This is a genomic window from Mesorhizobium sp. M0340 (genome assembly GCF_040321535.1).
In the GTDB taxonomy this organism is placed as follows: Bacteria; Pseudomonadota; Alphaproteobacteria; order Rhizobiales; family Rhizobiaceae; genus Mesorhizobium.
In genome coordinates, this window is sequence record NZ_JAMYRR010000023.1 from 18,242 (window position 1) to 38,326 (window position 20,085).

General features: G+C 62.2%; 21 protein-coding genes and 1 pseudogene. 12 read left to right on the top strand and 10 right to left on the bottom strand.

The annotated features are described in order from the left end of the window. Positions 1 to 226 precede the first annotated feature (226 nt). Positions 227 to 1,759: a helicase HerA-like C-terminal domain-containing protein gene (locus tag NKI79_RS26080; RefSeq protein ID WP_352805634.1), complete on the top strand. Its 1,533-nt coding sequence runs from the start codon at positions 227 to 229 to the stop codon at positions 1,757 to 1,759. Between the two features lie 272 nt (positions 1,760 to 2,031). Then, positions 2,032 to 3,800: pseudogene (locus tag NKI79_RS26085) on the top strand (adenylate/guanylate cyclase domain-containing protein). 110 nt (positions 3,801 to 3,910) lie between these two features. Here NKI79_RS26085 and NKI79_RS26095 read toward each other — a convergent pair. Both NKI79_RS26095 and NKI79_RS26100 read right to left on the bottom strand, forming a co-directional pair. Continuing rightward, on the bottom strand, positions 3,911 to 4,735 hold the full coding sequence (locus tag NKI79_RS26095) for a L,D-transpeptidase (RefSeq protein WP_352479511.1): 825 nt from the start codon (positions 4,733 to 4,735) through the stop codon (positions 3,911 to 3,913). 174 nt (positions 4,736 to 4,909) lie between these two features. Next, positions 4,910 to 5,572, bottom strand: coding sequence for a haloacid dehalogenase type II (locus NKI79_RS26100; RefSeq protein ID WP_352690040.1), 663 nt, complete (start codon positions 5,570 to 5,572; stop codon positions 4,910 to 4,912). Between the two features lie 151 nt (positions 5,573 to 5,723). On the opposite strand from NKI79_RS26100, the gene NKI79_RS26105 reads away from it, so the two are divergent. The 4 genes from NKI79_RS26105 to NKI79_RS26120 all read left to right on the top strand — a co-directional run bounded on the left by NKI79_RS26105 (position 5,724) and on the right by NKI79_RS26120 (position 8,883). Next, positions 5,724 to 6,602 (top strand): branched-chain amino acid aminotransferase, encoded by an 879-nt coding sequence (locus tag NKI79_RS26105; RefSeq protein ID WP_352479513.1) that lies wholly within the window; start codon positions 5,724 to 5,726, stop codon positions 6,600 to 6,602. 107 nt (positions 6,603 to 6,709) lie between these two features. Continuing rightward, positions 6,710 to 7,306: a superoxide dismutase gene (locus NKI79_RS26110; protein ID WP_023677850.1), complete on the top strand. Its 597-nt coding sequence runs from the start codon at positions 6,710 to 6,712 to the stop codon at positions 7,304 to 7,306. 173 nt (positions 7,307 to 7,479) lie between these two features. Next, positions 7,480 to 7,923, top strand: a complete 444-nt coding sequence (locus NKI79_RS26115; protein ID WP_254819933.1) for a c-type cytochrome — start codon at positions 7,480 to 7,482, stop codon at positions 7,921 to 7,923. A gap of 9 nt (positions 7,924 to 7,932) precedes the next feature. Beyond that, positions 7,933 to 8,883: a cytochrome c gene (locus NKI79_RS26120; RefSeq protein WP_352479514.1), complete on the top strand. Its 951-nt coding sequence runs from the start codon at positions 7,933 to 7,935 to the stop codon at positions 8,881 to 8,883. A gap of 11 nt (positions 8,884 to 8,894) precedes the next feature. Here the strand turns inward: NKI79_RS26120 and NKI79_RS26125 are convergent, their stop codons facing one another. The 3 genes from NKI79_RS26125 to NKI79_RS26135 all read right to left on the bottom strand — a co-directional run bounded on the left by NKI79_RS26125 (position 8,895) and on the right by NKI79_RS26135 (position 12,240). Continuing rightward, a complete protein-coding gene (locus NKI79_RS26125) occupies positions 8,895 to 9,278 on the bottom strand; it encodes an SET domain-containing protein (RefSeq protein ID WP_254819935.1) in 384 nt (127 codons plus the stop codon). Between the two features lie 144 nt (positions 9,279 to 9,422). Beyond that, positions 9,423 to 10,049: a LysE family translocator gene (locus NKI79_RS26130; RefSeq protein WP_352805643.1), complete on the bottom strand. Its 627-nt coding sequence runs from the start codon at positions 10,047 to 10,049 to the stop codon at positions 9,423 to 9,425. 79 nt (positions 10,050 to 10,128) lie between these two features. Continuing rightward, positions 10,129 to 12,240, bottom strand: coding sequence for a S9 family peptidase (locus NKI79_RS26135; protein WP_352805646.1), 2,112 nt, complete (start codon positions 12,238 to 12,240; stop codon positions 10,129 to 10,131). A gap of 115 nt (positions 12,241 to 12,355) precedes the next feature. Here NKI79_RS26135 and NKI79_RS26140 point away from each other — a divergent pair, with 115 nt between their 5' ends. Beyond that, a complete protein-coding gene (locus tag NKI79_RS26140; protein ID WP_352805649.1) occupies positions 12,356 to 12,724 on the top strand; it encodes an SH3 domain-containing protein in 369 nt (122 codons plus the stop codon). A 416-nt stretch (positions 12,725 to 13,140) separates the two neighbouring features. Then, positions 13,141 to 13,566 carry a Ros/MucR family transcriptional regulator gene (locus tag NKI79_RS26145; RefSeq protein ID WP_023677844.1) on the top strand — a complete coding sequence of 142 codons (426 nt, stop codon included), beginning with the start codon at positions 13,141 to 13,143 and terminating at the stop codon, positions 13,564 to 13,566. A gap of 104 nt (positions 13,567 to 13,670) precedes the next feature. On the opposite strand, the gene NKI79_RS26150 is transcribed toward NKI79_RS26145, so the two are convergent. Both NKI79_RS26150 and NKI79_RS26155 read right to left on the bottom strand, forming a co-directional pair. After that, positions 13,671 to 14,099 (bottom strand): SufE family protein, encoded by a 429-nt coding sequence (locus tag NKI79_RS26150; RefSeq protein ID WP_352479545.1) that lies wholly within the window; start codon positions 14,097 to 14,099, stop codon positions 13,671 to 13,673. A 113-nt stretch (positions 14,100 to 14,212) separates the two neighbouring features. Further along, positions 14,213 to 14,581 carry a DUF5330 domain-containing protein gene (locus NKI79_RS26155; RefSeq protein WP_352802337.1) on the bottom strand — a complete coding sequence of 123 codons (369 nt, stop codon included), beginning with the start codon at positions 14,579 to 14,581 and terminating at the stop codon, positions 14,213 to 14,215. Between the two features lie 519 nt (positions 14,582 to 15,100). On the opposite strand from NKI79_RS26155, the gene NKI79_RS26160 reads away from it, so the two are divergent. Together NKI79_RS26160 and NKI79_RS26165 are read left to right on the top strand one after the other, a co-directional pair. Further along, positions 15,101 to 16,846, top strand: a complete 1,746-nt coding sequence (locus NKI79_RS26160) for an ATP-binding protein (protein WP_352802734.1) — start codon at positions 15,101 to 15,103, stop codon at positions 16,844 to 16,846. Beyond that, positions 16,821 to 17,594: a peptidoglycan-binding domain-containing protein gene (locus NKI79_RS26165; protein ID WP_254819938.1), complete on the top strand. Its 774-nt coding sequence runs from the start codon at positions 16,821 to 16,823 to the stop codon at positions 17,592 to 17,594. The genes NKI79_RS26160 and NKI79_RS26165 overlap by 26 nt, the downstream gene beginning before the upstream one ends. 23 nt (positions 17,595 to 17,617) lie before the next feature. On the opposite strand, the gene NKI79_RS26170 is transcribed toward NKI79_RS26165, so the two are convergent. Continuing rightward, a complete protein-coding gene (locus tag NKI79_RS26170; protein WP_254819939.1) occupies positions 17,618 to 17,908 on the bottom strand; it encodes a type II toxin-antitoxin system RelE/ParE family toxin in 291 nt (96 codons plus the stop codon). After that, positions 17,901 to 18,176, bottom strand: a complete 276-nt coding sequence (locus tag NKI79_RS26175; protein ID WP_502895544.1) for a type II toxin-antitoxin system ParD family antitoxin — start codon at positions 18,174 to 18,176, stop codon at positions 17,901 to 17,903. Before NKI79_RS26175 ends, NKI79_RS26170 begins: the two co-directional genes overlap by 8 nt. A gap of 156 nt (positions 18,177 to 18,332) precedes the next feature. Between NKI79_RS26175 and NKI79_RS26180 the strand changes: the two genes are divergently transcribed. Continuing rightward, positions 18,333 to 18,680: a DUF1491 family protein gene (locus NKI79_RS26180; protein WP_352802340.1), complete on the top strand. Its 348-nt coding sequence runs from the start codon at positions 18,333 to 18,335 to the stop codon at positions 18,678 to 18,680. Positions 18,681 to 18,690: 10 nt separating this feature from the next. Here NKI79_RS26180 and NKI79_RS26185 read toward each other — a convergent pair whose 3' ends face one another. Then, entirely contained in the window at positions 18,691 to 19,701 is a 1,011-nt protein-coding gene (locus tag NKI79_RS26185; RefSeq protein WP_352802342.1) for a DUF2336 domain-containing protein, read from the bottom strand. Positions 19,702 to 19,888: 187 nt separating this feature from the next. Between NKI79_RS26185 and NKI79_RS26190 the strand changes: the two genes are divergently transcribed. Continuing rightward, positions 19,889 to 20,074, top strand: a complete 186-nt coding sequence (locus tag NKI79_RS26190; RefSeq protein WP_352647215.1) for a hypothetical protein — start codon at positions 19,889 to 19,891, stop codon at positions 20,072 to 20,074. Positions 20,075 to 20,085 lie beyond the last annotated feature (11 nt).

Below are 20,085 nucleotides of genomic sequence, written 5' to 3' on the forward strand. Positions count from 1 at the left end.
GTTCCCCGGTCGCATATCACAATGCAGCGTACACGCCGTGCAACACGTCTTGCGTGACTGCGACCGTCAATCGATTGCCAAACATGGGCAGGTTCCGCAAGCTCCAAAAGCCATTTTCGACGACGCCCATTGTCGCTGCGCAATGGCCTCACTATACCTGCGGCGGGGCTCCCTTTTCTTCAAGGGATCAGGCATTCAACCCTATAGGTTTGCGGAGACCGGGCACATGGCCGATGACACCAGTATCTTCATAGGAGCCAGCCGCAAGCCGGACGACAGCTATCAGCGGCCCGAACAGCTTTTGCTGCAATATGGCAATCGTCACGGCCTGGTCACCGGCGCGACCGGCACCGGCAAGACGGTGACCCTGCAGATATTGGCCGAGGGTTTCTCCAATGCCGGCGTGCCGGTGTTCTGCGCCGACATCAAGGGCGACCTGTCGGGTATCGCCATGATGGGCACAGCGCAGGATTTCCTGGTCAAGCGGGCCGAGCAGGTCAAGCTCGATCCCTATGAATTCCAGGAATTCCCGGTCATCTTCTGGGATCTGTTCGGCGTGCAGGGCCACCCGATCCGCGCTACCATCTCGGAAATGGGGCCGCTGCTTCTGTCGCGGCTGATGAACCTTTCCGAGGCGCAGGAAGGCATCATGAACATCGCCTTCCGCATCGCCGACGAGGAAGGCCTTCTGCTGCTCGACTTGAAGGACCTGCGGTCACTGCTTGCCAATATCGCCGACCGCGCCGAAGAGATCGGCGCTCGCTACGGCAATGTGACGAAACCTTCGGTCGGCGCCATCCAGCGCACGCTGCTGGTCCTGGAGCAGCAGGGCGCGGCCAATTTCTTCGGCGAGCCGGCATTGCGGATCGCCGATATCATGCGCACTACGCGCGATGGACGCGGCGCCATCAGCGTGCTCGCCGCCGACAAGTTGATGATGAATCCGCGGCTCTATGCGACGTTCCTTCTGTGGCTGATGTCGGAACTGTTCGAGGAACTGCCCGAGGTCGGCGACCCGGACAAGCCGAGGCTGGTCTTCTTCTTCGACGAGGCGCACCTTCTGTTCGACGACGCCCCGAAGGTGCTGGTCGACCGCGTCGAGCAGGTGGTCCGGCTGATCCGCTCGAAGGGCGTCGGCGTTTATTTTGTCACGCAAAATCCGCTGGATATCCCTGAAACGGTGCTGGCCCAGTTGGGCAACCGCGTGCAGCACGCACTTCGTGCCTATACGCCGCGCGAACAGAAGGCCGTCAAGACGGCGGCCGAGACGTTCAGGCCCAATCCCGATTTCGACTGCGCAACCGTGATCACGCAGCTCGGCACCGGCGAGGCGCTTGTCTCGACGCTGGAAGCCAAGGGCGTGCCGTCCATGGTGCAGCAGACGCTGATCCGCCCGCCATCGTCGCGCCTTGGCTCAATCACGTCCGAAGAGCGCCGCAAGCTGATCACTGAAAGCCCGGTTGCGGGACAATACGACCAGACCGTCGATCGCGAATCCGCTTTCGAGATCCTGCAGAAAAAGGCCAAGGACGCCCAGGAGGCACAGGCGCAGCAACAGGACGCAGGCCGTTCGCGCTGGACCATTCCCGGCTTCGGCAACGACGATCCCCAGCCGACCGGCGGCCGCCGCGCGCCGCGGCCATCCAACCGCCAGACGGTGGCGGAGGCTGCGATCAAATCCGTGGTGCGCTCGGTCGGCTCGTCGGTCGGACGAGCGATCGTCCGCGGCATTCTGGGCAGCCTGTCCAGGGGGCGGTGAGGCGCATCGGACCCGAAGGCGGGCATCGGTGTTGGCAAATTCTGCCTTGGCATGAAGCGCCAGTAGGGAGATCTGAAGGACAGCGGACGGCGGCTATGCGCCATTTCGAGACCTTTCTGACAATCGCCCACAATGTCGCGCTTCTGACCCGAAGCCGCTTTCCGGCCAGTGGGACTCCGGGCGCCATCCGTCGTCGCGAGTTCACGCCGTTCCAAATGGAGCGGTCTTGCGCTTGAGTCTGTGCTATGTTGGGCAGTGAAGGAAGGGGCAAGGTGAGCGAGATCCGCAAACTTGCGGCGATCCTGGCCGCCGATGTTGTCGGATACAGCCGGCTGGCTGGGTCGGACGAAGATCGGACGCTCGCGCGACTCCGGGCGCTCCGCAGCGATGTCATCGACCCCACCATCGCGGTTCACGCCGGTCGGGTAGTGAAGCGAACAGGTGACGGAGCCCTCGTGGAATTCCGCAGCGTTGTCGATGCCGTGCGCTGCGCCATCGAAGTGCAAAATGGCATGGTCGAGCGCAACGTCGGCCTCCCACCGGAGCGCCGCATTGAATTCCGGATCGGTATTCATCTTGGCGATGTGGTCGAGGAGAGTGACGGCGACCTGATGGGCGACGGCGTCAACATCGCCGCCCGTCTGGAAGGAATCGCCGAACCAAATGGGATCTGCCTCTCAGGTGCGGCCTATGAACAGGTGCGCGACAAGTTGAAAGAAGAATTCGTCGATCTCGGCGACAAGGAGCTCAAAAACATTGTACGGCCGGTGCGAGCCTATCGTCTGAGCCTGAGCCAAAACGTGGCGAAGTTGGAGCTCGTCGCGTCGGCCGTGTCCGGCGGAAACCTGCCGCTTCCCGACAAGCCTTCCATTGCCGTACTGCCATTCCAGAACATGAGCGGAGACAGGGACCAGGAGTTCTTGAGCGACGGCATCAGCGAGGATATCATCACCGCGCTGTCCAAGCTGCACTGGCTGTTCGTCATCGCCCGCAACTCGACATTCGCCTACAAGGGCAAATCGGCCGACATCCGCCAGGTGGCCCGTGAGCTCGGCGTCCACTACGTGCTCGAGGGCAGCGTTCGCAAAGCCGGCGACCGTATTCGCGTTACTGCCCAGCTGATCGAAGCCGCATCCGGGACGCATGTGTGGGCCGAGCGCTATGACCGCGCGGTGAGCGACATATTTGCCGTGCAGGACGAGATCACGGGAAGCGTCGTCGGATCGCTGGAGCCGCAGCTCTATGCTGCAGAGAACGTGCGCCTCAGGAAGCGGCCGACCGAGAGCCTGGACGCCTGGGGCTGCGTCGTGCCGCCATGCCCTACGTGTGGACCTGGGTTGCCCGGGACAACGAGGTCGGTGTCGGTCTGCTCAAGCGGGCCATCGAGATCGATCCGGAATATGCCCGCGCCATTGGCCTGCTCGGCTGGCTTTATGCCGCGAGGGCGCATCTAGGGGTGGCGGAGCCTTCCGAGGTGCTCGACGGGGCACTCGCGCTCGGCCAGCGCGCGCTCGACCAGGACAATGACGATCCATGGGCTCATCTCGTGCTCGGTTACGTCCACATGGTCGCGCGGCGTCCCAAGCCTGCCAGGGAGGCGCTTACCGAAGCGATCGAGCGAAACCCGAGCTTTGCCATGGCGCATATGGTTCTGGGCTCGAGCTACGGCTACGCCGGGATGGGCGCGGAGGGCGCCCGCCACGCAGAACTAGCGATGCGGCTCTCCCCACGCGACACGATCCAAGCAGCGGTGCTCTCGACGATCGGCACCTGTCATTTTGCAGCCGGGCGCATCGCCGAGGCGGTCGAGTTCCAGCACCGCGCGGTACAGCTCAGGCGCGACTTCGGCACCGCATGGCGCAGTCTCGCGGCAGTGGCCGGGCTGTCCGGCGACCTTGCGCTCGCCGCTTCCGCACTTGCAGAGGCCCTGCGGATCCAGCCGAACCTCACGCTGGACTGGATCGAGCGCTATCATCCGATCGCCCCCGCGGAGCTTCGTGCGCTCTATGCCGAAGGGCTGCGCCGGGCGGGCCTAAGCTAATTAATCAACCTGGCCGTACAAAGCGACACCCAACAACCTGGCAACCGCCGGCTCGAGGCAGATCGACCGCTTGAGCCGCGAGGAAGATCCCGCCCGCGCTTTCGACCAGCTCAGAAGATCGAATTTGTGATCGATTTTATCGGGCCGAGCAGGATCGATCCTTCCGGCACGCCGGCGTCGATCGGAATGGCTCTGCGGTTTGCTGTTGCCACCACCGGCTGGCCGACATCGGCTGTCACCACGACCGGGGTCTTGTTCGGCACACGATCGTAGAGATCGATAATGTCCTGGTTCATCAGGCGCACGCAGCCCGACGACACCGATTTGCCGATCGACCGCCATTCCGGCGAGCCGTGCAACCGGTACAGCGTGTCCTGGTTACCCTGGAACAGGTAAAGCGCACGCGCGCCAAGCGGGTTGTCCAGCCCGCCGGGCATGCCGCCATTATCGGCGCTGTATTTTGCGAGCTCGGGCTGGCGGGCTATCATGTCGTCCGGTGGCGTCCATTTCGGCCATTTCTGCTTCCATTGGACCACCGCATCGCCCGACCATTCGAAGCCGGCGCGGCCGAGGCCGACGCCGTAGCGGATCGCCTGGCCGCCCGGGCGCACCAGGTAGAGGAAGTGGTTGGTCGTGTCGACGACGATGGTGCCGGGCTGCTGCCCGGTCGGATCGTCAACGATCTGGCGCAGGAACTGCGGGTCGATCTTGTCGACAGGTATGGCCGGCAGCTCGAAGCCGCCATCGGACATCGGCCCATACATCGTCACGTAATCGCCGAGCGCCGGCTCGACATAGGTCGGCGGCGGTGGCTCGACCGGCTGCTGCGACAGGGTGGTGCAACTGGAGACCGCGACCGAGGCGGCGCCAAGGGCTGCTGCGTTGAGGAAACCGCGACGGCTAAGGCGCAGAGAGGACGATTGGGGTGTGAACATGATTGCCTTTTTTAAGTCTCAAATCGCAACAAAGCGTGAATGCGTCCGATACGGCGCAGGTGCTTGAGCAATGTCAGTGCGATAGGCGGTTCCAATTCTGGCCGCAGGGTGGACAAACAAAGGCAAAGCTGTGACTGGATCGTCACTGTTGCGTCGAGGCAACATGTCCGGCCGTCAAACCCCGGAGATCAGACCATCGAGGGACGGCAGGATCAGGGCCGGTGGGAAATCCCGGTATTCCTCTGGTTGATTGGCGCGGTTGATCCACACCGTCCTGAAGCCGAACTTGGTGGCGCCGGCGACGTCCCAGCGGTTGGATGACTGGAAAGAGACGGCGCCCGGATAGAGGCGCCAGCCCGTGGTGACCATGTCGTAGACCGACGGATCGGTCTTGAAGCGCCTGACGCTGTCGACGGAAAAGACGTCGTCCAGGACCTGGTCGAGCGCGGCGGATTTGACCGCCGCTTCCAGCATCTCAGGCGAACCGTTTGACAGGATCGCCAGCCTTGCCCCCGATGCCTTGAGCGCCTTGAGCACGGCCGGTACCTCCGGATAGCAGTCCAGCCGCCAATAGGCCTCGAGCAGCTTCGCCCTCAGCCCGGCATCCGCGGATGGAACCTTGCGCAGGGCGAAGTCGAGGGCCTGCTCGGTGAGCTGCCAGAAATCGGCATAGGCCCCCATCAGCGTCCTGACCCAGGAATATTCCAGCTGCTTGGCGCGCCAGATATCGGACAGCAACTGGCCGTCCGGCCCGATCTGGTCGGCGTGACGGCGCACGGCCGCATGCACGTCGAACAGCGTGCCATAGGCGTCGAAAACGTAAGCCGCGAACTGCATTCGACAGTTTTGAGGCCGCGTAAGGCAAGGCGCAAGCGCTGATTGCAGTCCGCCAGCCCGCTGGCCTCAACAAATCTCAGCCAAGCCGGTTGACGGCGGCCGCCAAAGCATCTTCCAATGCGCCGCAACAAGCATCGAACGGAACCTGGCAATGACACTGGCGACTGCGGCGCAATCCGCGACATGGACCTTCGTCGACGGCGACTGGTACGAGGGCAATGTTGCCATTCTAGGGCCGCGCAGCCACGCCATGTGGCTCGGCACCAGCGTGTTCGACGGCGCCCGCTGGTTCGAGGGCGTCGCTCCCGATCTCGATCGCCATGCAGCGCGGGTCAATGCCTCGGCGATCGCGCTCGGCCTGAAGCCGACGATGAGCACCGACAAGATCGTCGGCCTGACCTGGGACGGGCTGAAGAAGTTCGACGGCAAGACGGCAGTCTACATCAGGCCGATGTATTGGGCCGAGCATGGCGGCTATATGGGCGTGCCGGCCGACCCGGCCTCGACGCGTTTCTGCCTTTGCCTCTACGAATCGCCGATGATCTCGCCGGCTGGGTTTTCGGTGACGGTGTCGCCGTTCCGGCGCCCGACCATCGAAACCATGCCGACCAACGCCAAGGCTGGCTGCCTTTATCCCAACAACGGCCGGGCCATCCTCGAAGCCAAGATGCGCGGCTTCGACAATGCGCTCGTGCTCGACATGCTGGGCAATGTCGCCGAGACCGGCACCTCGAATATTTTCCTGGTCAAGGACGGCCATGTCCTGACGCCGGCGCCGAACGGCACCTTCCTGTCCGGCATTACCCGCGCGCGCACGATGGCCCTGCTGGGCGAATACGGCTTCACGACGACGGAAAAGACGCTGTCGATCCGCGATTTTCTCGAGGCGGACGAAATCTTCTCGACCGGAAACCACTCGAAAGTCGTGCCGGTCACCCGTATCGAGGAGCGCAATCTGCAGCCCGGACCAGTGGCCAAGAAGGCGCGCGAACTCTATTGGGAATGGGCGCATTCGACTTCGCCCGGCTGACCCGCTAAAAAGCGGCCGGCGCTTCGTTTCCGGAGTTGTTCCAGACCAATCCAGTCCTATGTTAGTCCGGTATCGACACCGGATTTTTCCACGAGGGAGTACGACCGATGGCTTTTGAATTGCCCGCCTTGCCCTATGATTACGAGGCCTTGCAGCCTTATATGTCAAAGGAAACGCTGGAATATCACCACGACAAGCACCACAAGGCCTATGTCGACAACGGCAACAAGCTGGCCGCCGAGGCGGGCATGGGCGATTTGTCGGTCGAAGAGGCCGTCAAACAGTCCTTCGGCAAGAATGCGGGCCTCTTCAACAATGCCGCCCAGCACTACAATCACATCCATTTCTGGAAATGGATGAAGAAGGGCGGCGGTGGCAACAAGCTGCCGGGCGCATTGCAAAAGGCGGTCGACAGCGATCTTGGTGGCTACGACAAGTTCAAGGCCGACTTCATCGCCGCCGGCACCACCCAGTTCGGTTCGGGCTGGGCCTGGGTCTCGGTCAAGGACGGCAAGCTGGCGATCTCGAAGACGCCGAATGGCGAGAACCCGCTCGTCCATGGCGCGACGCCGATCCTCGGCGTCGATGTTTGGGAACATTCCTATTACATCGATTATCGCAACGCCCGGCCGAAATACCTCGAAGCCTTCGTCGACAGTCTCATCAACTGGGACTATGTGCTCGAACTCTACGAAAAGGCCTGATCCGTTCCAGAAAAGCCCCGGCAGAACCGGGGCTTTTCTTTTTCAGCATCAGAACGACAGTTGCAAAATTTCACGCAAGCGTGAGGCGCAGCGTCGGAATTTTTAAGCCATCCTTGCCGTTTGTCATCGGGTGGGACCGCATCCTGAATTGCCTTCAACATGGAGCCAAGTGAATGAGAAAGCTTATCCTCGCCATCTCGATGCTCGCCTTCGCCGGTTCGGCGGCGTTTGCCGATCCGGTTGCTGACCGGCAGGCCCTGATGAAGGAACGCGGCAAGATCGCCGCCGGCTTGTCGAAAGTGGTCAAGGGCGAGACGCCCTACGACGCAGCTTCGGTGCTGACCGCGTTGCAGGCACTGCAGGCCAATGCCGAGAAATTCCATGCCGGCGTCGACACGCTTTTCCCCGCGGGCAGCGACACCGGCGACACCACGGCGTCTCCCAAGATCTGGCAGGACATGGCCGGCTTCAAGACGGCTGAAGGCAAGTACCTCGCAGACGTCAAGGCAGCGGTCGCCGCAGCACCTGCAGATGCCGAGGCGTTGAAGGCACAGTTCAACACCATCGGCGGCGGCTGCGGCAACTGTCATCAAAACTACAGGGTGAAAAAAGGCTGATGGCGGGCAATGCGCTTGCTGAAGAAACTTGCCGGCGCCGCCCTCGTTCTGGGCGGCGCGGCCGCGATTGCCGGCTGGTTCCTGTCGGCTCCGGTCAGGCTCGATGCCGCAACGCTGGCTGAGCTTGGTCCCGGCGACGCCGCCAGGGGCAAGCGCATCTTCTACGCCGGCGGCTGCACGTCCTGTCATGCCAAGCCCGGCTCGCAAGGCGACGCCCGCCTTCAGCTGGTCGGCGGCCTCGAGCTCAAGACGCCGTTCGGCACCTTCGTGCCGCCGAACATATCGCAGGATGCCAGGGACGGCATCGGCGCCTGGTCGGTCGAGGACTTTGCCAACGCCATGCTGAAGGGCGTATCACCGTCGGGCGAGCATCTTTATCCGGCATTTCCCTATACTTCATACGCGCGCATGAAGCCGGCCGACATTGCCGATCTCTATGCATTCCTCAAGACCTTGCCCGCGGTCGCCGGCAAGGCGCCCGCCAATTCGCTGGCATTTCCCTTCAATGTCCGACGCGGTCTTGGCTTGTGGAAGCTGCTCTATTTGAGTGACCAGCCGGTCGTTTCCTTTCCCGACGGCACGCCCGACCCGGTGCTGGCCGGCCGCTATCTGGTGGAAGGCCCCGGTCATTGCGGCGAATGCCACACGCCGCGGGACCTCGCCGGCGGCACCAGGAAGGGCCAGTGGCTGGCAGGTGCGGCCGCCGCCGAAGGCAGCGGTATCGTGCCGAACATCACGTCGGGCGAGGGCGGCATCGCCGACTGGTCCGAAGCTGACATCGCCAACTATCTCGAAACCGGCTTCACGCCGGATTTCGATACGGTCGGCGGCGCGATGGTCGACGTGCAACGGAACATGGCCGTGCTGACCCCGGAGGACCGTGCGGCGATCGCCGCCTATCTGAAAGCCGTGCCGCCGCATCCCAACGGCTATCCGGCTCGCAAGAAGCCGGCGAGCTGACGGCCGTTGCGTCAGCGGTCGCCGAGAAAGTCGAAGCCGGTTTCGAAGAAGTGATTGTAGTCGCAGGTCATTTCCTCGCCAGGCGCAATGTCGCGCAAGGCATAGGTCTCCTCCGGCTGCGAGACGTCGCAATTCGGGTCGTCGGCATGGTTCATGTAGCGCGCATCGTCGGCTTCGAAGACGATGTAGTTCGGGTCGCACCGGTCCGGGTAGGCGTAGCGGTCAAGGTAGGTTTTCACCGGCCCGGTTTCCCGCTCGTAGGTCGTCACCTCGATGCGGCGGTCGTATTTCGGGTCGAGCTTCCAGACCAGCGTGCCGCGGGGAATGTGGTTCTTGGCAAAGACGCCGATGCCCTGGATGGGCGATTTGTCGAGATAGACATCGACGAGCAACATGGCAGATTCCTGGGTGATTGAGTGTTGGCGGCGACCGTGAAAAGGCCGCGCATTGGGTAGCGCGCGACCTTTGCAATTGCGAGCGGAAAATCAACTGTGCCTGCCCAGTATCCGAAGCCTCATGCGGCGTCGCATGTCGAGACCCTAGCGCTGTTGCAGCGCCAGCCGGATGCCCAAGACGCAATAGATGCAGCCGACAGCCTTGCCCTGCCATCTCAGCACCGTCGGGTTTCGGCGCAGGAAAGCGCCGAGGCCGCCCGCACCCACGGCGAAAACCACCGTGCTGACGAGGCCCAACAGAACAAAGATCACGCCCAATGTCGCCAGTTGAAGCATCACCGATCCGTTTTCAGGCCGCACAAACTGCGGAAGAAATGCGAGGAAGAAAAGCGCGGTCTTGGGGTTGAGAATCTCGGTCAAAACAGCCTGCCGAAATGCTTTGGCAGCGGGGATCGCAAGTGCGCCGGCGGCCGGATAGGCAGGCGTTTTCTCGATGATCGCGCGAACGCCGAGATAAATGAGGTAGGCTGCGCCGATGTATTTCACTATGCTGAAAAGCGCCGCCGACGTGGCAATGATCGCCGAAATGCCGACGATCGCCATGAAGGTGTGAACCACGTCGCCGGCCGCGATCCCCGCGCCGGTCGCGATGCCCACCCTGGTTCCAGAGCTGGTTGCTCGCGCCACGGTCAAAAGGGTGGCAGGACCCGGGATGAAAACAAAGCCAAGCACAACCGCGACATACGCAATCAATGTGGCAAGATCGATCATTGGTGGGCTTCTCCGCAACTTCCATCCTCAATGAAGGCATGTAGCGGAACAGCAAGCAATACCTGCCTATCCGCGGTGTTTACGCGGCAAGCTCGGCCTTCCCTGTCACCTTGAGCGCAAAGGCATAGGTGAAGGCGATTTCCTCCAGCCTCGAAAACCGGCCAGAGGCGCCGGCATGGCCTGAATCCATGTTGATCTTGAACAGCACCGGATTCTCACCTGTCTTGCGGTCGCGCAACCGCGCTACCCATTTGGCCGGCTCCCAATAAGTGACGCGCGGGTCGGTCAGGCCGGCCAGCGCCAGAATCGGCGGATAGTCGAGTGCGGCGACATTGTCGTAGGGTGAATAGGCGGCGATGGTCCGGTAATCCTCCGCCGAAGCGATCGGATTGCCCCATTCCGGCCATTCCGGCGGCGTCAGCGGCAGGCTGGCGTCGAGCATGGTGGAGAGCACGTCGACGAAGGGAACCTCGGCGACGACGGCGCCGAAGCATTGCGGCGCCATGTTGGCGACCGCCCCCATCAGCATGCCGCCGGCCGAACCGCCTTGCGCGACGATGCGGTCATGCTGCGTATAGCGTTCAGCGACAAGGTGCTGAGTGACCGCGATGAAATCGGTGAACGTCTTCATCTTGTTCGCCCGCTTGCCTTCGTCGTACCAGCCATAGCCCTTGTCCTTGCCGCCGCGAACATGGGCTATCGCGTAGACAAAGCCGCGGTCGACCAGCGAAAACAGATTGGTATTGAACGCGGCCGGCACGGTGATGCCGTAGGAGCCGTAGCCGTAAAGCAGGCACGGCGCCGACCCGTCGAGCGGCGTGTCGCGGTGATGGAGGAGCGAGATCGGCACCAGTTCGCCGTCGGCGGCAGGCGCCATCAGCCGGCGCGTGACATAGTGCGCCGGGTCGTGGCCGGACGGCACTTCCTGGGTCTTGAGCAGCACCCGCTCGCGGGTGCGCATATTGTAGTCGAAGACCTGCGCCGGCGTCGTCATCGACGAATAGGAAAAGCGCATGATCTCGGTGTCGTATTCGTAGGAGCCGGACAGGCCGAGCGAGAAGGCCTCCTCGTCAAAGGAGATCAGGTGCTCCTCGCCGCTCTTGCGGTCGTGCACGACGATGCGCGGCAGGCCTTCCTTGCGCTCGAGCCGGACCATGTGGTCCTTGAAGCCGATCACCGAAAGGATCAGTCGGCCCGCTTCGTGCGGCACCAGTTCCTGCCAGTTGGCACGCACCGGATCATGCGCTGGCGCCGTCATGATCCTGAAGTCCTTGGCACCGTCGGCATTGGTGAGGATGAAGAAGATGTCGCCGCCTTCCTCGAGCTCGTACTGCAGGCCGGTCTGGCGCGCCGCAACCAGCTTCGGCTCTGCGAACGGATCGTTGGCGCTCATGATGCGGTATTCCGAGGTCTCATGGTCGTTGATGCCGATCATGATCCACTCGTTGGAGCGCGTGCCGCCGACATCCATGAAGAAGCCGGGATCGGTCTCCTCGTAGATCAGCCGGTCGTTTTCCGGACTGTCACCAAGCGCATGGAACAGCACTTTGGAAGGCCGGTGGTTGGGGTCGAGGCGAGTGTAGAAAAACCCGTCATTGCCGGCATCCCAAACACCGCCACCGCCGGTGTCCGGAACCCTGTCCGCCAGGTCATTGCCGCCGGCGAGATCGCGGACGCGCAGCGTGTAGAATTCGGAACCCTTGTCGTCGAAGGCCCAGAGCAGCTTGCTGTGGTCGTCCGAATGATCGACGCCGCCCAGCCGGAAATAGGGCTTACCCTCGGCCTCGGCATCGCCGTCGAGCAATATCTGCTTGTCGCCGCCGTCGCGCGCCGTGCGGAAATAACGCGGCTGCTGGCCGCCAAGCTTGAAGGAGGAGCCGTAGGCATAGGGCCCGTCCTTCATAGGCACAGAGGAATCGTCTTCCTTGATACGCCCCTTCATTTCCGCGAAAAGCTGCTTCTGCAGCTGAGCCGTGTCGGCCATCAGCGCCGCCTGGTAAGCATTCTCGGCTTCGAGGTGGGCGCGGATTTGGCCGTCGAGCAGAGACGGATCCCTGAACATCTCTTGCCAATTGCTGGCCCTCAGCCAAGCATAGTCGTCCGTCCGCGTCATGCCGTGATGCGTGTCGAAGATCGGCCGTTTCTCCGGCTGCGGTGGGGTGGCGGTCGGAAACACTGGGGTTCTGGTCATTGCGTCTCGCTGTGGAAGTTACTTGAATAGCGAATGAACACGCCGATCAGCGCGGGTTCAACGGCTATGATCTATTGTCGTGGTGGCTCGAGGGGACGGGCTGGAGGAGAGGACAATGAACATTTTTTCTCGGACTGTCGCGGCCCTCGCCTTCGCTGCGACGACCCTGGCCAATGCCGGTCATTCTCATGCAACTGCCTTTGCGGCTTGGCAAGTGGCCAATGTGCCGTTCGGCGACACACTCAATGTGCGCAAATATCCTTCGGGAACTTCGCAGAAGCAGGCCGCCTATCCCAACGGGACGGTTCTGCAGATGACCGGCAAATGCACCGGTGGGATAAATCTGCTCGATCTCGCCAACCATTCGTACTGGCAGCAGAAACAGAAGATCCGCAATCACTGGTGCCAAGTCTGGCATGATCCGGCACGGAACGGCCAGTTCGTCACCGGCTGGGTCTACGGAAAATACATCACTCCGTTCTAGTGACGCGGCACGCCGCTCCGGCCGACGGCTCACGAGCAACAGTAATGCTTCGCAACCTATGATTTTACTGAATCCGCCGATTGGCCAGGCTGTAATGCTGCCGGCTGGATCAAGCATTGAGCTCTATTTACCTGCTGCAGTCTGTGTAATGGCTGCTTGCCGCCGCGTCAGTCGATGCTGGTCTGACCAGAAAATACGGCAAGTTTACACTCTGCACGAAAGAGTGAAGCTGACTATGAAAGATTTGACTTGCATCGCTGAATAGAGCGCAAGAAGCGAATTGACTTACTTGACGCCAAGGCCCATTAAGGTGCCGCGACGCGAATCGCGGAGGCTTTTTCCTGCACAAGTTCGCGCGATGCCCAACTATCGAAACGGGCGCAAACAGAAACAATTCTCGTTGGGGCCTGAACGCCATGGATATTACCGAAACACCTTCCAGAAACAGTGACGCGCTGATCGAGCTTACCGCCGACGTGGTGGCCGCCTATGTCAGCAACAATCCCGTGCCGGTCGGCGAATTGCCGAACCTCATTGCCGATGTCCATGCCGCTTTGGGGCGCGTCGGCGGGGCCGCCGAGCAGCCGCCTGCCGACAAGCAGAAGCCGGCGGTAAATCCGAAGCGTTCGGTGCATGACGACTACATCATCTGTCTCGAAGACGGCAAGAAGTTCAAGTCGCTCAAGCGTCACTTGATGACCCACTATGATCTCACGCCCGACCAGTATCGCGAAAAGTGGAACCTGGACCCGAGCTATCCGATGGTTGCGCCCAATTATGCGGCCGCCCGTTCGCAGCTCGCCAAGAAGATGGGTCTCGGCCGCAAGCGCAAGGGACGCTGATAACCGGCTCTTCGGGTTTGACACTCAAACGGCGCCTGCGGGCGCCGTTTTGTATTATCCGGTCAAAGGTCGAACCCGCCATGCTGCCGGCAACTGCCGTCCGGTCAGGCGGTCTGCTTCAGCGCTGCTTCGGCGTCACGCTTGATGCGCTTGACCATCGAGCGAAGACCATTGGCGCGCTGCGGCGACAGGTGCTCGTCAAGTCCGAGCGCCTTCAATGTGGCCTCCGCGTCGGTCCTCTGGATTTCGCTGGCCGGCCGTCCCGAAAACAGCGCCAGCATGATGGCGACCAGACCGCGCACGATATGGGCGTCGGAATCGCCCTTGAAGGTGATAACGGGGTCGGGACCACCGCCCTGTTCGGTGGTCAACCAGACCTGGCTGACGCAGCCGGGCACCTTGTTGGCCGGTATGCGTTGCTCGTCGGGAAACGGCGGCAGCGCTTCACCCAGTTCAATCACATAGCGATAGCGGTCTTCCCACTCGTCGAGCAGGGAAAAGTCGTCGCGGATGGTCTGGATCGTCGTAGTCATCACCCCGGATATAGTCATCCGGCGCTGCCACGTCACGGAAAAAGAGGAGAAACGCCGCAGGCGCCGAGAGCGGGGAGCCTTGCGGTCTGGCGACGAATTCGGCCGAAACCGTCTCAGTTCTTCGCCGGCAAGTGCAGTTTCGCCGGCAGATCGACTTTCGCGGGCAAGACGATTTCCTCGGGCACGCTGCCGGTGGTCGTCACCGCATCTGGTTCAGGGGTCTTGTCGTCCAGCATGGCGGCCGCGATCTTGGCGGTTTCCCTGGCCCGGGCGGTGATGGTGTGCATTGCCGATTTACCGGTCTCGCACACGTCCGGCTTGCGCTCGCAGATGCCGGCGATGTCGCCGACGGCTTCGCGTGCCGCAAACAGCGCCTGGAGCGGCCCGACGCTTTCGCGGCCCGCATCATCGGCGCCGACACCCAGCGGCAGCGCCAGAAGCACCAGGGAAAACCAGAAAGCAGCTCTTATCAGAAAGCCCATCTGTCTGTCCTTTATGACGGTCATGCCTCCGAACCACACGACCCTTGTACCGCGATACTGGCACGGAGGCGCAAAGGACGGCTTGTCCCGAAAGCAACAGTTTTCCTCAAATTTTAGGCAGATTCGAAACGAAGCGCTTTGAAGTTCACTTGCCTCGAATGGGTCATATTTCATTCAGCAAATGGTAACCATCCAACCTGTTGTTTCTCCTCGTTATTTTTTGCATTGGTGACAGTTTGGTGCGATTGGCCGCAAGCTTAGGCGCGGGTGGTCCGGATAACGCTCCGTTTACTATGGCGGCAAGTGCCCCCGTTTTTCCCCACCGGGATCCCGATATTTGCTGCCTGCCGGGGGACGATCGGCCCAGCCTTATCCATTCCTTAAACGCTGGATGCGAGTTTCGGATCGACAAAAGCCGCCTGCCAAGCAGGGCCGTTCACGACCGGGTGCGTTGAGTTGAGTGCGATCAAGGCCAGATACGCCGAGTTGCCGGGCGCGATAGCCGCCGGTTGCGAACGGATGGTTCATCCGTCCGTCCTCGGCCAGGACGACCGCCGCCGTGAGAGCCGGTTCATTGGCGTCATGCTGGCGGCTCCCTTCTTCAGCGCGGGTGCAGCGGTGACGCTGGTCACGTCGGGCATGGGCGCGGCCGTGACTGTGGCTGCGATCTTTGCGGCGTTCGGCCTTTGCTGGTTCGCCGCCCTGCTGGTGGCTGCATCGGGCAAGATGACCCTGGCCGGCCAACTCGCCTTGGTCGTCGGCAGTGTTGCCCTGGGTGCCCTTATCGCTGCCGCCGGCGGTGTGGCCTCGCCGGTTGCCTTGCTCGCGGTGGCGCTGCCGTTTGAAGCCTGGTGGATCGGCCAGTCGCGGCGTGCCGTGATCTGGGGCGCCATCTCGGCCCTTGTCGCAGTCTTGCTGCAGCCTTTAGCCGGTTCCGTCTTGCCGCTCGGCCAGACCGAAATCGCCGCATGGCACTGGCTGGTGCCGTTGGCCTGGGCGCTCACGCTCATTCCGCGTGTCGCTTCGCTTCGTGCCACCGCCAGCGCTCAGCTCGATCCGGCCGGCAGCCACCGGCTCGAAGACCTGATCGACGCCGTCGTGCTGCGAATCGCTGCCCATGGCGAGGTTCTGGACGCCTCGGCTAAGGCACGCACGATACTGAGGCTGCCACCGGAGCTGCTTTTCGGCACCGGACTTTTCGATCGCATCCATCTGTCCGACCGCGTCCCGTATCTCAGTGCGCTGGCCGATATGCGCGATGGCGCCCTGTCGCGCCGGCTCGACCTTCGCGTCCGGCTGCCGCAGAGCAGCGGCGTGACAGCCGACAATTACCGGCCGTTCTCGCTCGAGATGATGCGCGCGCCTGGGCAGGGGACTGTCTTCACGCTTCTTCTGCGCGAAAACGATGAAGTGGCCGGACTGCGCCAGGAGCTTGCCGCTGCCAACGAGGCGGCTGCTTCGGCCGAGGTGGCGAAAGGACGCTTCCTTGCCGTCGTCAGCCATGAGTTGCGCACCCCGCTCAATGCCATCATTGGCTTTTCCGACATGCTGCTGCACGAGATGTTCGGCAGCTTCAAGGATCCGCGCCAGAAGGAATATGTCGGCTTGGTCAGGGATTCGGGCCAGCACTTGCTTGCCGTCGTCACCTCGATACTCGACGTATCGCGGATCGAATCGGGCGCCTACGCGACCGAACCGGAACCGTTCCGCTTCCGCGAAGCGGTCGAGATGTGCCAGTCGATGATGCGCCTGCAAGCCGAGGCAAAGGCCATCGATCTGCAGGCCCAGATCGCGCCGGACGCAGGCGAAATAAATGCCGACCGTCGCGCCGTGCAGCAGATCCTGATCAATCTCGTCTCTAACGCGATCAAGTTCACGCCCGAAGGCGGCAATGTCGTCATCGGCGCCAAGCGCATCGGCTCGCGGCTGCATTTCTGGGTCCGGGACACCGGCATCGGCATCGCCGAGGAAGACTTTGTCAATCTCGGCAAGCCGTTCATGCAGATCCAGAACGACTATACCCGCCGTTTCGAAGGCACAGGGCTCGGGCTTTCGCTGGTGAAGGGGCTGGTGGCGCTGCACGAGGGCACAATGTCGATCGAAAGCATGCCGGGCGAGGGCACCACGGTGACGATCAGCCTTCCCGTGAGCGGCCCGACGGGCCGCTCGGCGGAGAAGACCGGCGTGGTGCCGATGTCCGCGGTCAAAGCCAAGGCGGACGGTGGCAAAGGGGAGAGCAATGGGTCGCTCCGCAAAACAGCCTAAGGCGGTCAAACGCCGCGGCAATGCCTTCGAGCACGGAGCGATGGCGCTGGGCAGCCTGATCTCGCGCAATCCTGTTGTGGTCGGCGGCTCCACCGCGTTCCTGGTGACGCTGTTCTACGTCTCGGCGAACGCGCTTTGGTACCAGCCCTTTCCGCATGCCGGAGCGTTTTTCGCTACCAGAAGCATCGAACGCTTTCCGCGGGCGGATAGCGATGAGCCCGAAACCACCATCAATATCGTGCGTCCGGCCGCTACGCCGATCAAGAGCGACCCGGTCGTCGAGCAGGTCCAGGGCATCTTGAAGGATCTCGATTTCTATTCCGGCACCATCGACGGTATTCCCGGACCGAATACGCGCAAGGCCATCCAGGCCTATCAGCAGAAAGTCGGATTGAATGCCTCCGGCGAGATCGACGGCGTCCTGCTGGATCAACTGGGCGCCACGCCAAAGACCGCGGCCGTGGTTCCGCATCCCGTGCCGCGGCCGGTCGAAACGGCCGCTGCTCCGGCCGCCATTCCGGTATCCGCACCAGCAAATGCAGCGGCGCAAACGCCGGATCCCCGCATCGTCAAGATCCAGGCCGGACTGAAAGCGTTCGGCAATGAGGACATGCAATTGGATGGCGTCGTAGGCGCGCGCACCAAGGCCGCGATCAAGGAATTCCAGGCGCTGTTCGGCTTGCCGGAGACCGGCGAGCCAGACGAGATCGTCTACGTCAAGATGCGCGAGATCGGCCTGACCAACTGAGGGCCGAAACCTAGTCTCCCGGCCTATTTAAGCCATTGCTCCGGGTCACGCATTCCATGGACTATCGCCACGGCTAACACGCCGTAGGGCATGGGCTCGTAAATCACGATGTAGCGCCCCTCGACCAGAATGCGGGCGGTGGCGCTCAATTCCGGTCGAGCTGCGCCCATTTTGGCGTGCTCGCAAGCCAATTCCAGCCTGTCGAAAATGCGTCCGATCAGCTTGTCAGCCGCCTTCTCGTTATCGACGGCAATGTGATGCCAAATATCTCGCAAATCCTGAGAAGCTCGCGGGGTGAGCCGGTATTCAGCCACGGACTGCGCGTTCGGCCTTCAGAGCGCGTAAGAAAGCCGTACGATTTACGTGTTGACCTTCGCCACTTGCCATTCCTTCGTCATAGGCCCTTTTGAGGCGTTCCAGTTCAAGAGTGCGGAATTCCTCGCGCTGCTCCCATAGACGTAGTGCTTCCCTGACGATTTCACTGTTGGAAGCATAGTCTCCGCTGTTCACGGCGTCTTGTAGACGGGCGGCCTGCTTGGGGGTAAGCGACACAGTAAGAGTGCGCATGGGCTGGGCTTTCATACCGGGCACTATAGCATTTTTCACAGAGGCCAACAAGTTTTGTTAGACTTTGTTGGTAAATCGTCGCATTCCGGGACTTGCTTTGATGGCCAACCGTTGCTCGCGAATAAGTGAGAATCTCGACACCACAAACCCGAAATCGTACAGGGTCCCGCCATGCGGGTAACCACCGATCTGTGGGTGTCGGCCCTGTTGCGCCGGGTTTTTAGCGCCGGCGGCTTTGCCGCCGTGGTCAAGCGCGGCGCCACGGAAGCCGGCGCAGTTTTCGTGTTGGCGCGTGGCCGGCTAGGAGAGATGGCGCTGTTCGGGCCGGCGCCGCAGACGAGCTACGATTCGGCCAAGCCGGACGACCGTTTTTTCAGTCTGCTTGGCGAAGGCGACGATGTCGCCATTTTCGACGCGCGGCTGGAGCGCGAGAAGAAATTCGATCCGGATATCTGGGTGATCGAGATCGAGGCGGGCGCCGTTCCCGTCGAGGAGCTTATCTCGGTCAAGGCGTCGTAACGGCAAGCCTTCAGATGCGAAGCGCCTTTGGGGTGGCGGTTACATCGGCGCTGTTCGGCTTGCGCAGGTCGGCATTTGCCGCGACGCGCCCGGGCTTGCGAACGATTTTCGACACGGTGTCGGCCTTCCAGCCGCGGAGCCTGTCCAACGCAGCGTCGCGGTGCAGCAGGCGGTAGCGGTCGAGGAAGATGCGGATCGCCTGCGGGTGCGGAAACTCGGTCGGATAGATGGCAGCCGTGATCAGGAACGCCTTGTCTTCGCTGAGGTCGAGCGCGCGCAAGGCGAAAAGTAGCGGTGTGTAATTTTGGGTCGCGGTGAGCGTCCGCGCCGTTGAAAAATCGACTTCGAGCGCATCGGCGAGCGCTGTCTGAAAGAATGCCGCATTGCCGGTCAGCGCGGTTTCGCGCAGCTTGACGTAGGTTTGTGGCTCGACGAACGGTCTGATGGCGGTGCCGCGCTCGGCGCGCATCATGGATCGCAACCGGCGGCGTACAGTTTCGGCGGCGTCGGCCGCCTCTTGTCTGTTTGCGTCGCTCGCGACCATTTCCGCGTTTTCGGACGCGGCTTTGGCGGTTGCTTCCGGCTGCTGCTGCGACCGCACCAGCGTCGGCCTTTCAAGCACTTTGATGAGATCGGCGATGGTTTGGTTGAGATCCTTGCGGCGGGCAATGGCACGGGCATGCGGCAGGCCGTGACGCCCAATCAGCGCGATCAGGTCGACGTCGCTGAGGGCACGCGAGCGGATGAGTAGCGGAGCGGCGATGTCGACCCGCTCCTGGCAAAGCCGCCGCACCAGCGCGGCGGGTGCATATTCGCATTCGGAAAGGGCTGCCGCGACGTAGCGGCGCGATTCGACCGAGACATTCTCGAAAAGCGGCAGCGTCAGGTCTTCGAGCTGCGCGATCTCCCGGCGCGACGGGCGGGTGAGCGAGCAGAATGCCGATACCGCGGCGCGAAACAGCCTTTCGGCCTTTCCCGATTCAGCTCCTGCTGCGATTTGCCTGAAATCCGAAGCTGACACGGAGGATACGCCCGACACTCGACACGATCTGGAGGGCGCTCTGCCGGGCTGTACCGGTTTCGCGTTTCCCAAGAACAAAGATCAATTTAGCGGCGATCCGTTAGCGCTCCGTTAACCTACTGCCTTCTTAATCGACTATGGAGGCGTTGCGTTGTGCTCCGGGGCAACCGAGAGGAATACGCGAACCATGGGCATGGTACTGTCTTTCGTGCCGCGAACGGCGGCAACCAATCGAGCACAACAAGCCGCGCCGGCGGCAGTGATCATATTTCCCGGGGTGCGCTACGAGCAGCGGCCGCTGACGGGCGAAACGCGGCCGACCGGCCCCGACAAGCCGGGACCGTCGGGAACATTGCCGGTACCGCACCACTGAGCATCGGAACC

Coding starts and splice junctions, on each gene's coding strand:
- NKI79_RS26115 (WP_254819933.1), top strand. CDS start 7,480: ATGAGAAAGCTTATCCTCGCCATCTCGATGCTCGCCTTCGCCGGTTCG.
- NKI79_RS26110 (WP_023677850.1), top strand. CDS start 6,710: ATGGCTTTTGAATTGCCCGCCTTGCCCTATGATTACGAGGCCTTGCAG.
- NKI79_RS26105 (WP_352479513.1), top strand. CDS start 5,724: ATGACACTGGCGACTGCGGCGCAATCCGCGACATGGACCTTCGTCGAC.
- NKI79_RS26155 (WP_352802337.1), bottom strand. CDS start 14,581: ATGGGCTTTCTGATAAGAGCTGCTTTCTGGTTTTCCCTGGTGCTTCTG.
- NKI79_RS26125 (WP_254819935.1), bottom strand. CDS start 9,278: ATGTTGCTCGTCGATGTCTATCTCGACAAATCGCCCATCCAGGGCATC.
- NKI79_RS26180 (WP_352802340.1), top strand. CDS start 18,333: ATGCGGGTAACCACCGATCTGTGGGTGTCGGCCCTGTTGCGCCGGGTT.
- NKI79_RS26135 (WP_352805646.1), bottom strand. CDS start 12,240: ATGACCAGAACCCCAGTGTTTCCGACCGCCACCCCACCGCAGCCGGAG.
- NKI79_RS26175 (WP_502895544.1), bottom strand. CDS start 18,176: ATGAAAGCCCAGCCCATGCGCACTCTTACTGTGTCGCTTACCCCCAAG.
- NKI79_RS26130 (WP_352805643.1), bottom strand. CDS start 10,049: ATGATCGATCTTGCCACATTGATTGCGTATGTCGCGGTTGTGCTTGGC.
- NKI79_RS26100 (WP_352690040.1), bottom strand. CDS start 5,572: ATGCAGTTCGCGGCTTACGTTTTCGACGCCTATGGCACGCTGTTCGAC.
- NKI79_RS26080 (WP_352805634.1), top strand. CDS start 227: ATGGCCGATGACACCAGTATCTTCATAGGAGCCAGCCGCAAGCCGGAC.
- NKI79_RS26140 (WP_352805649.1), top strand. CDS start 12,356: ATGAACATTTTTTCTCGGACTGTCGCGGCCCTCGCCTTCGCTGCGACG.
- NKI79_RS26165 (WP_254819938.1), top strand. CDS start 16,821: ATGGGTCGCTCCGCAAAACAGCCTAAGGCGGTCAAACGCCGCGGCAAT.
- NKI79_RS26190 (WP_352647215.1), top strand. CDS start 19,889: ATGGGCATGGTACTGTCTTTCGTGCCGCGAACGGCGGCAACCAATCGA.
- NKI79_RS26160 (WP_352802734.1), top strand. CDS start 15,101: ATGGTTCATCCGTCCGTCCTCGGCCAGGACGACCGCCGCCGTGAGAGC.
- NKI79_RS26120 (WP_352479514.1), top strand. CDS start 7,933: ATGCGCTTGCTGAAGAAACTTGCCGGCGCCGCCCTCGTTCTGGGCGGC.
- NKI79_RS26145 (WP_023677844.1), top strand. CDS start 13,141: ATGGATATTACCGAAACACCTTCCAGAAACAGTGACGCGCTGATCGAG.
- NKI79_RS26095 (WP_352479511.1), bottom strand. CDS start 4,735: ATGTTCACACCCCAATCGTCCTCTCTGCGCCTTAGCCGTCGCGGTTTC.
- NKI79_RS26150 (WP_352479545.1), bottom strand. CDS start 14,099: ATGACTACGACGATCCAGACCATCCGCGACGACTTTTCCCTGCTCGAC.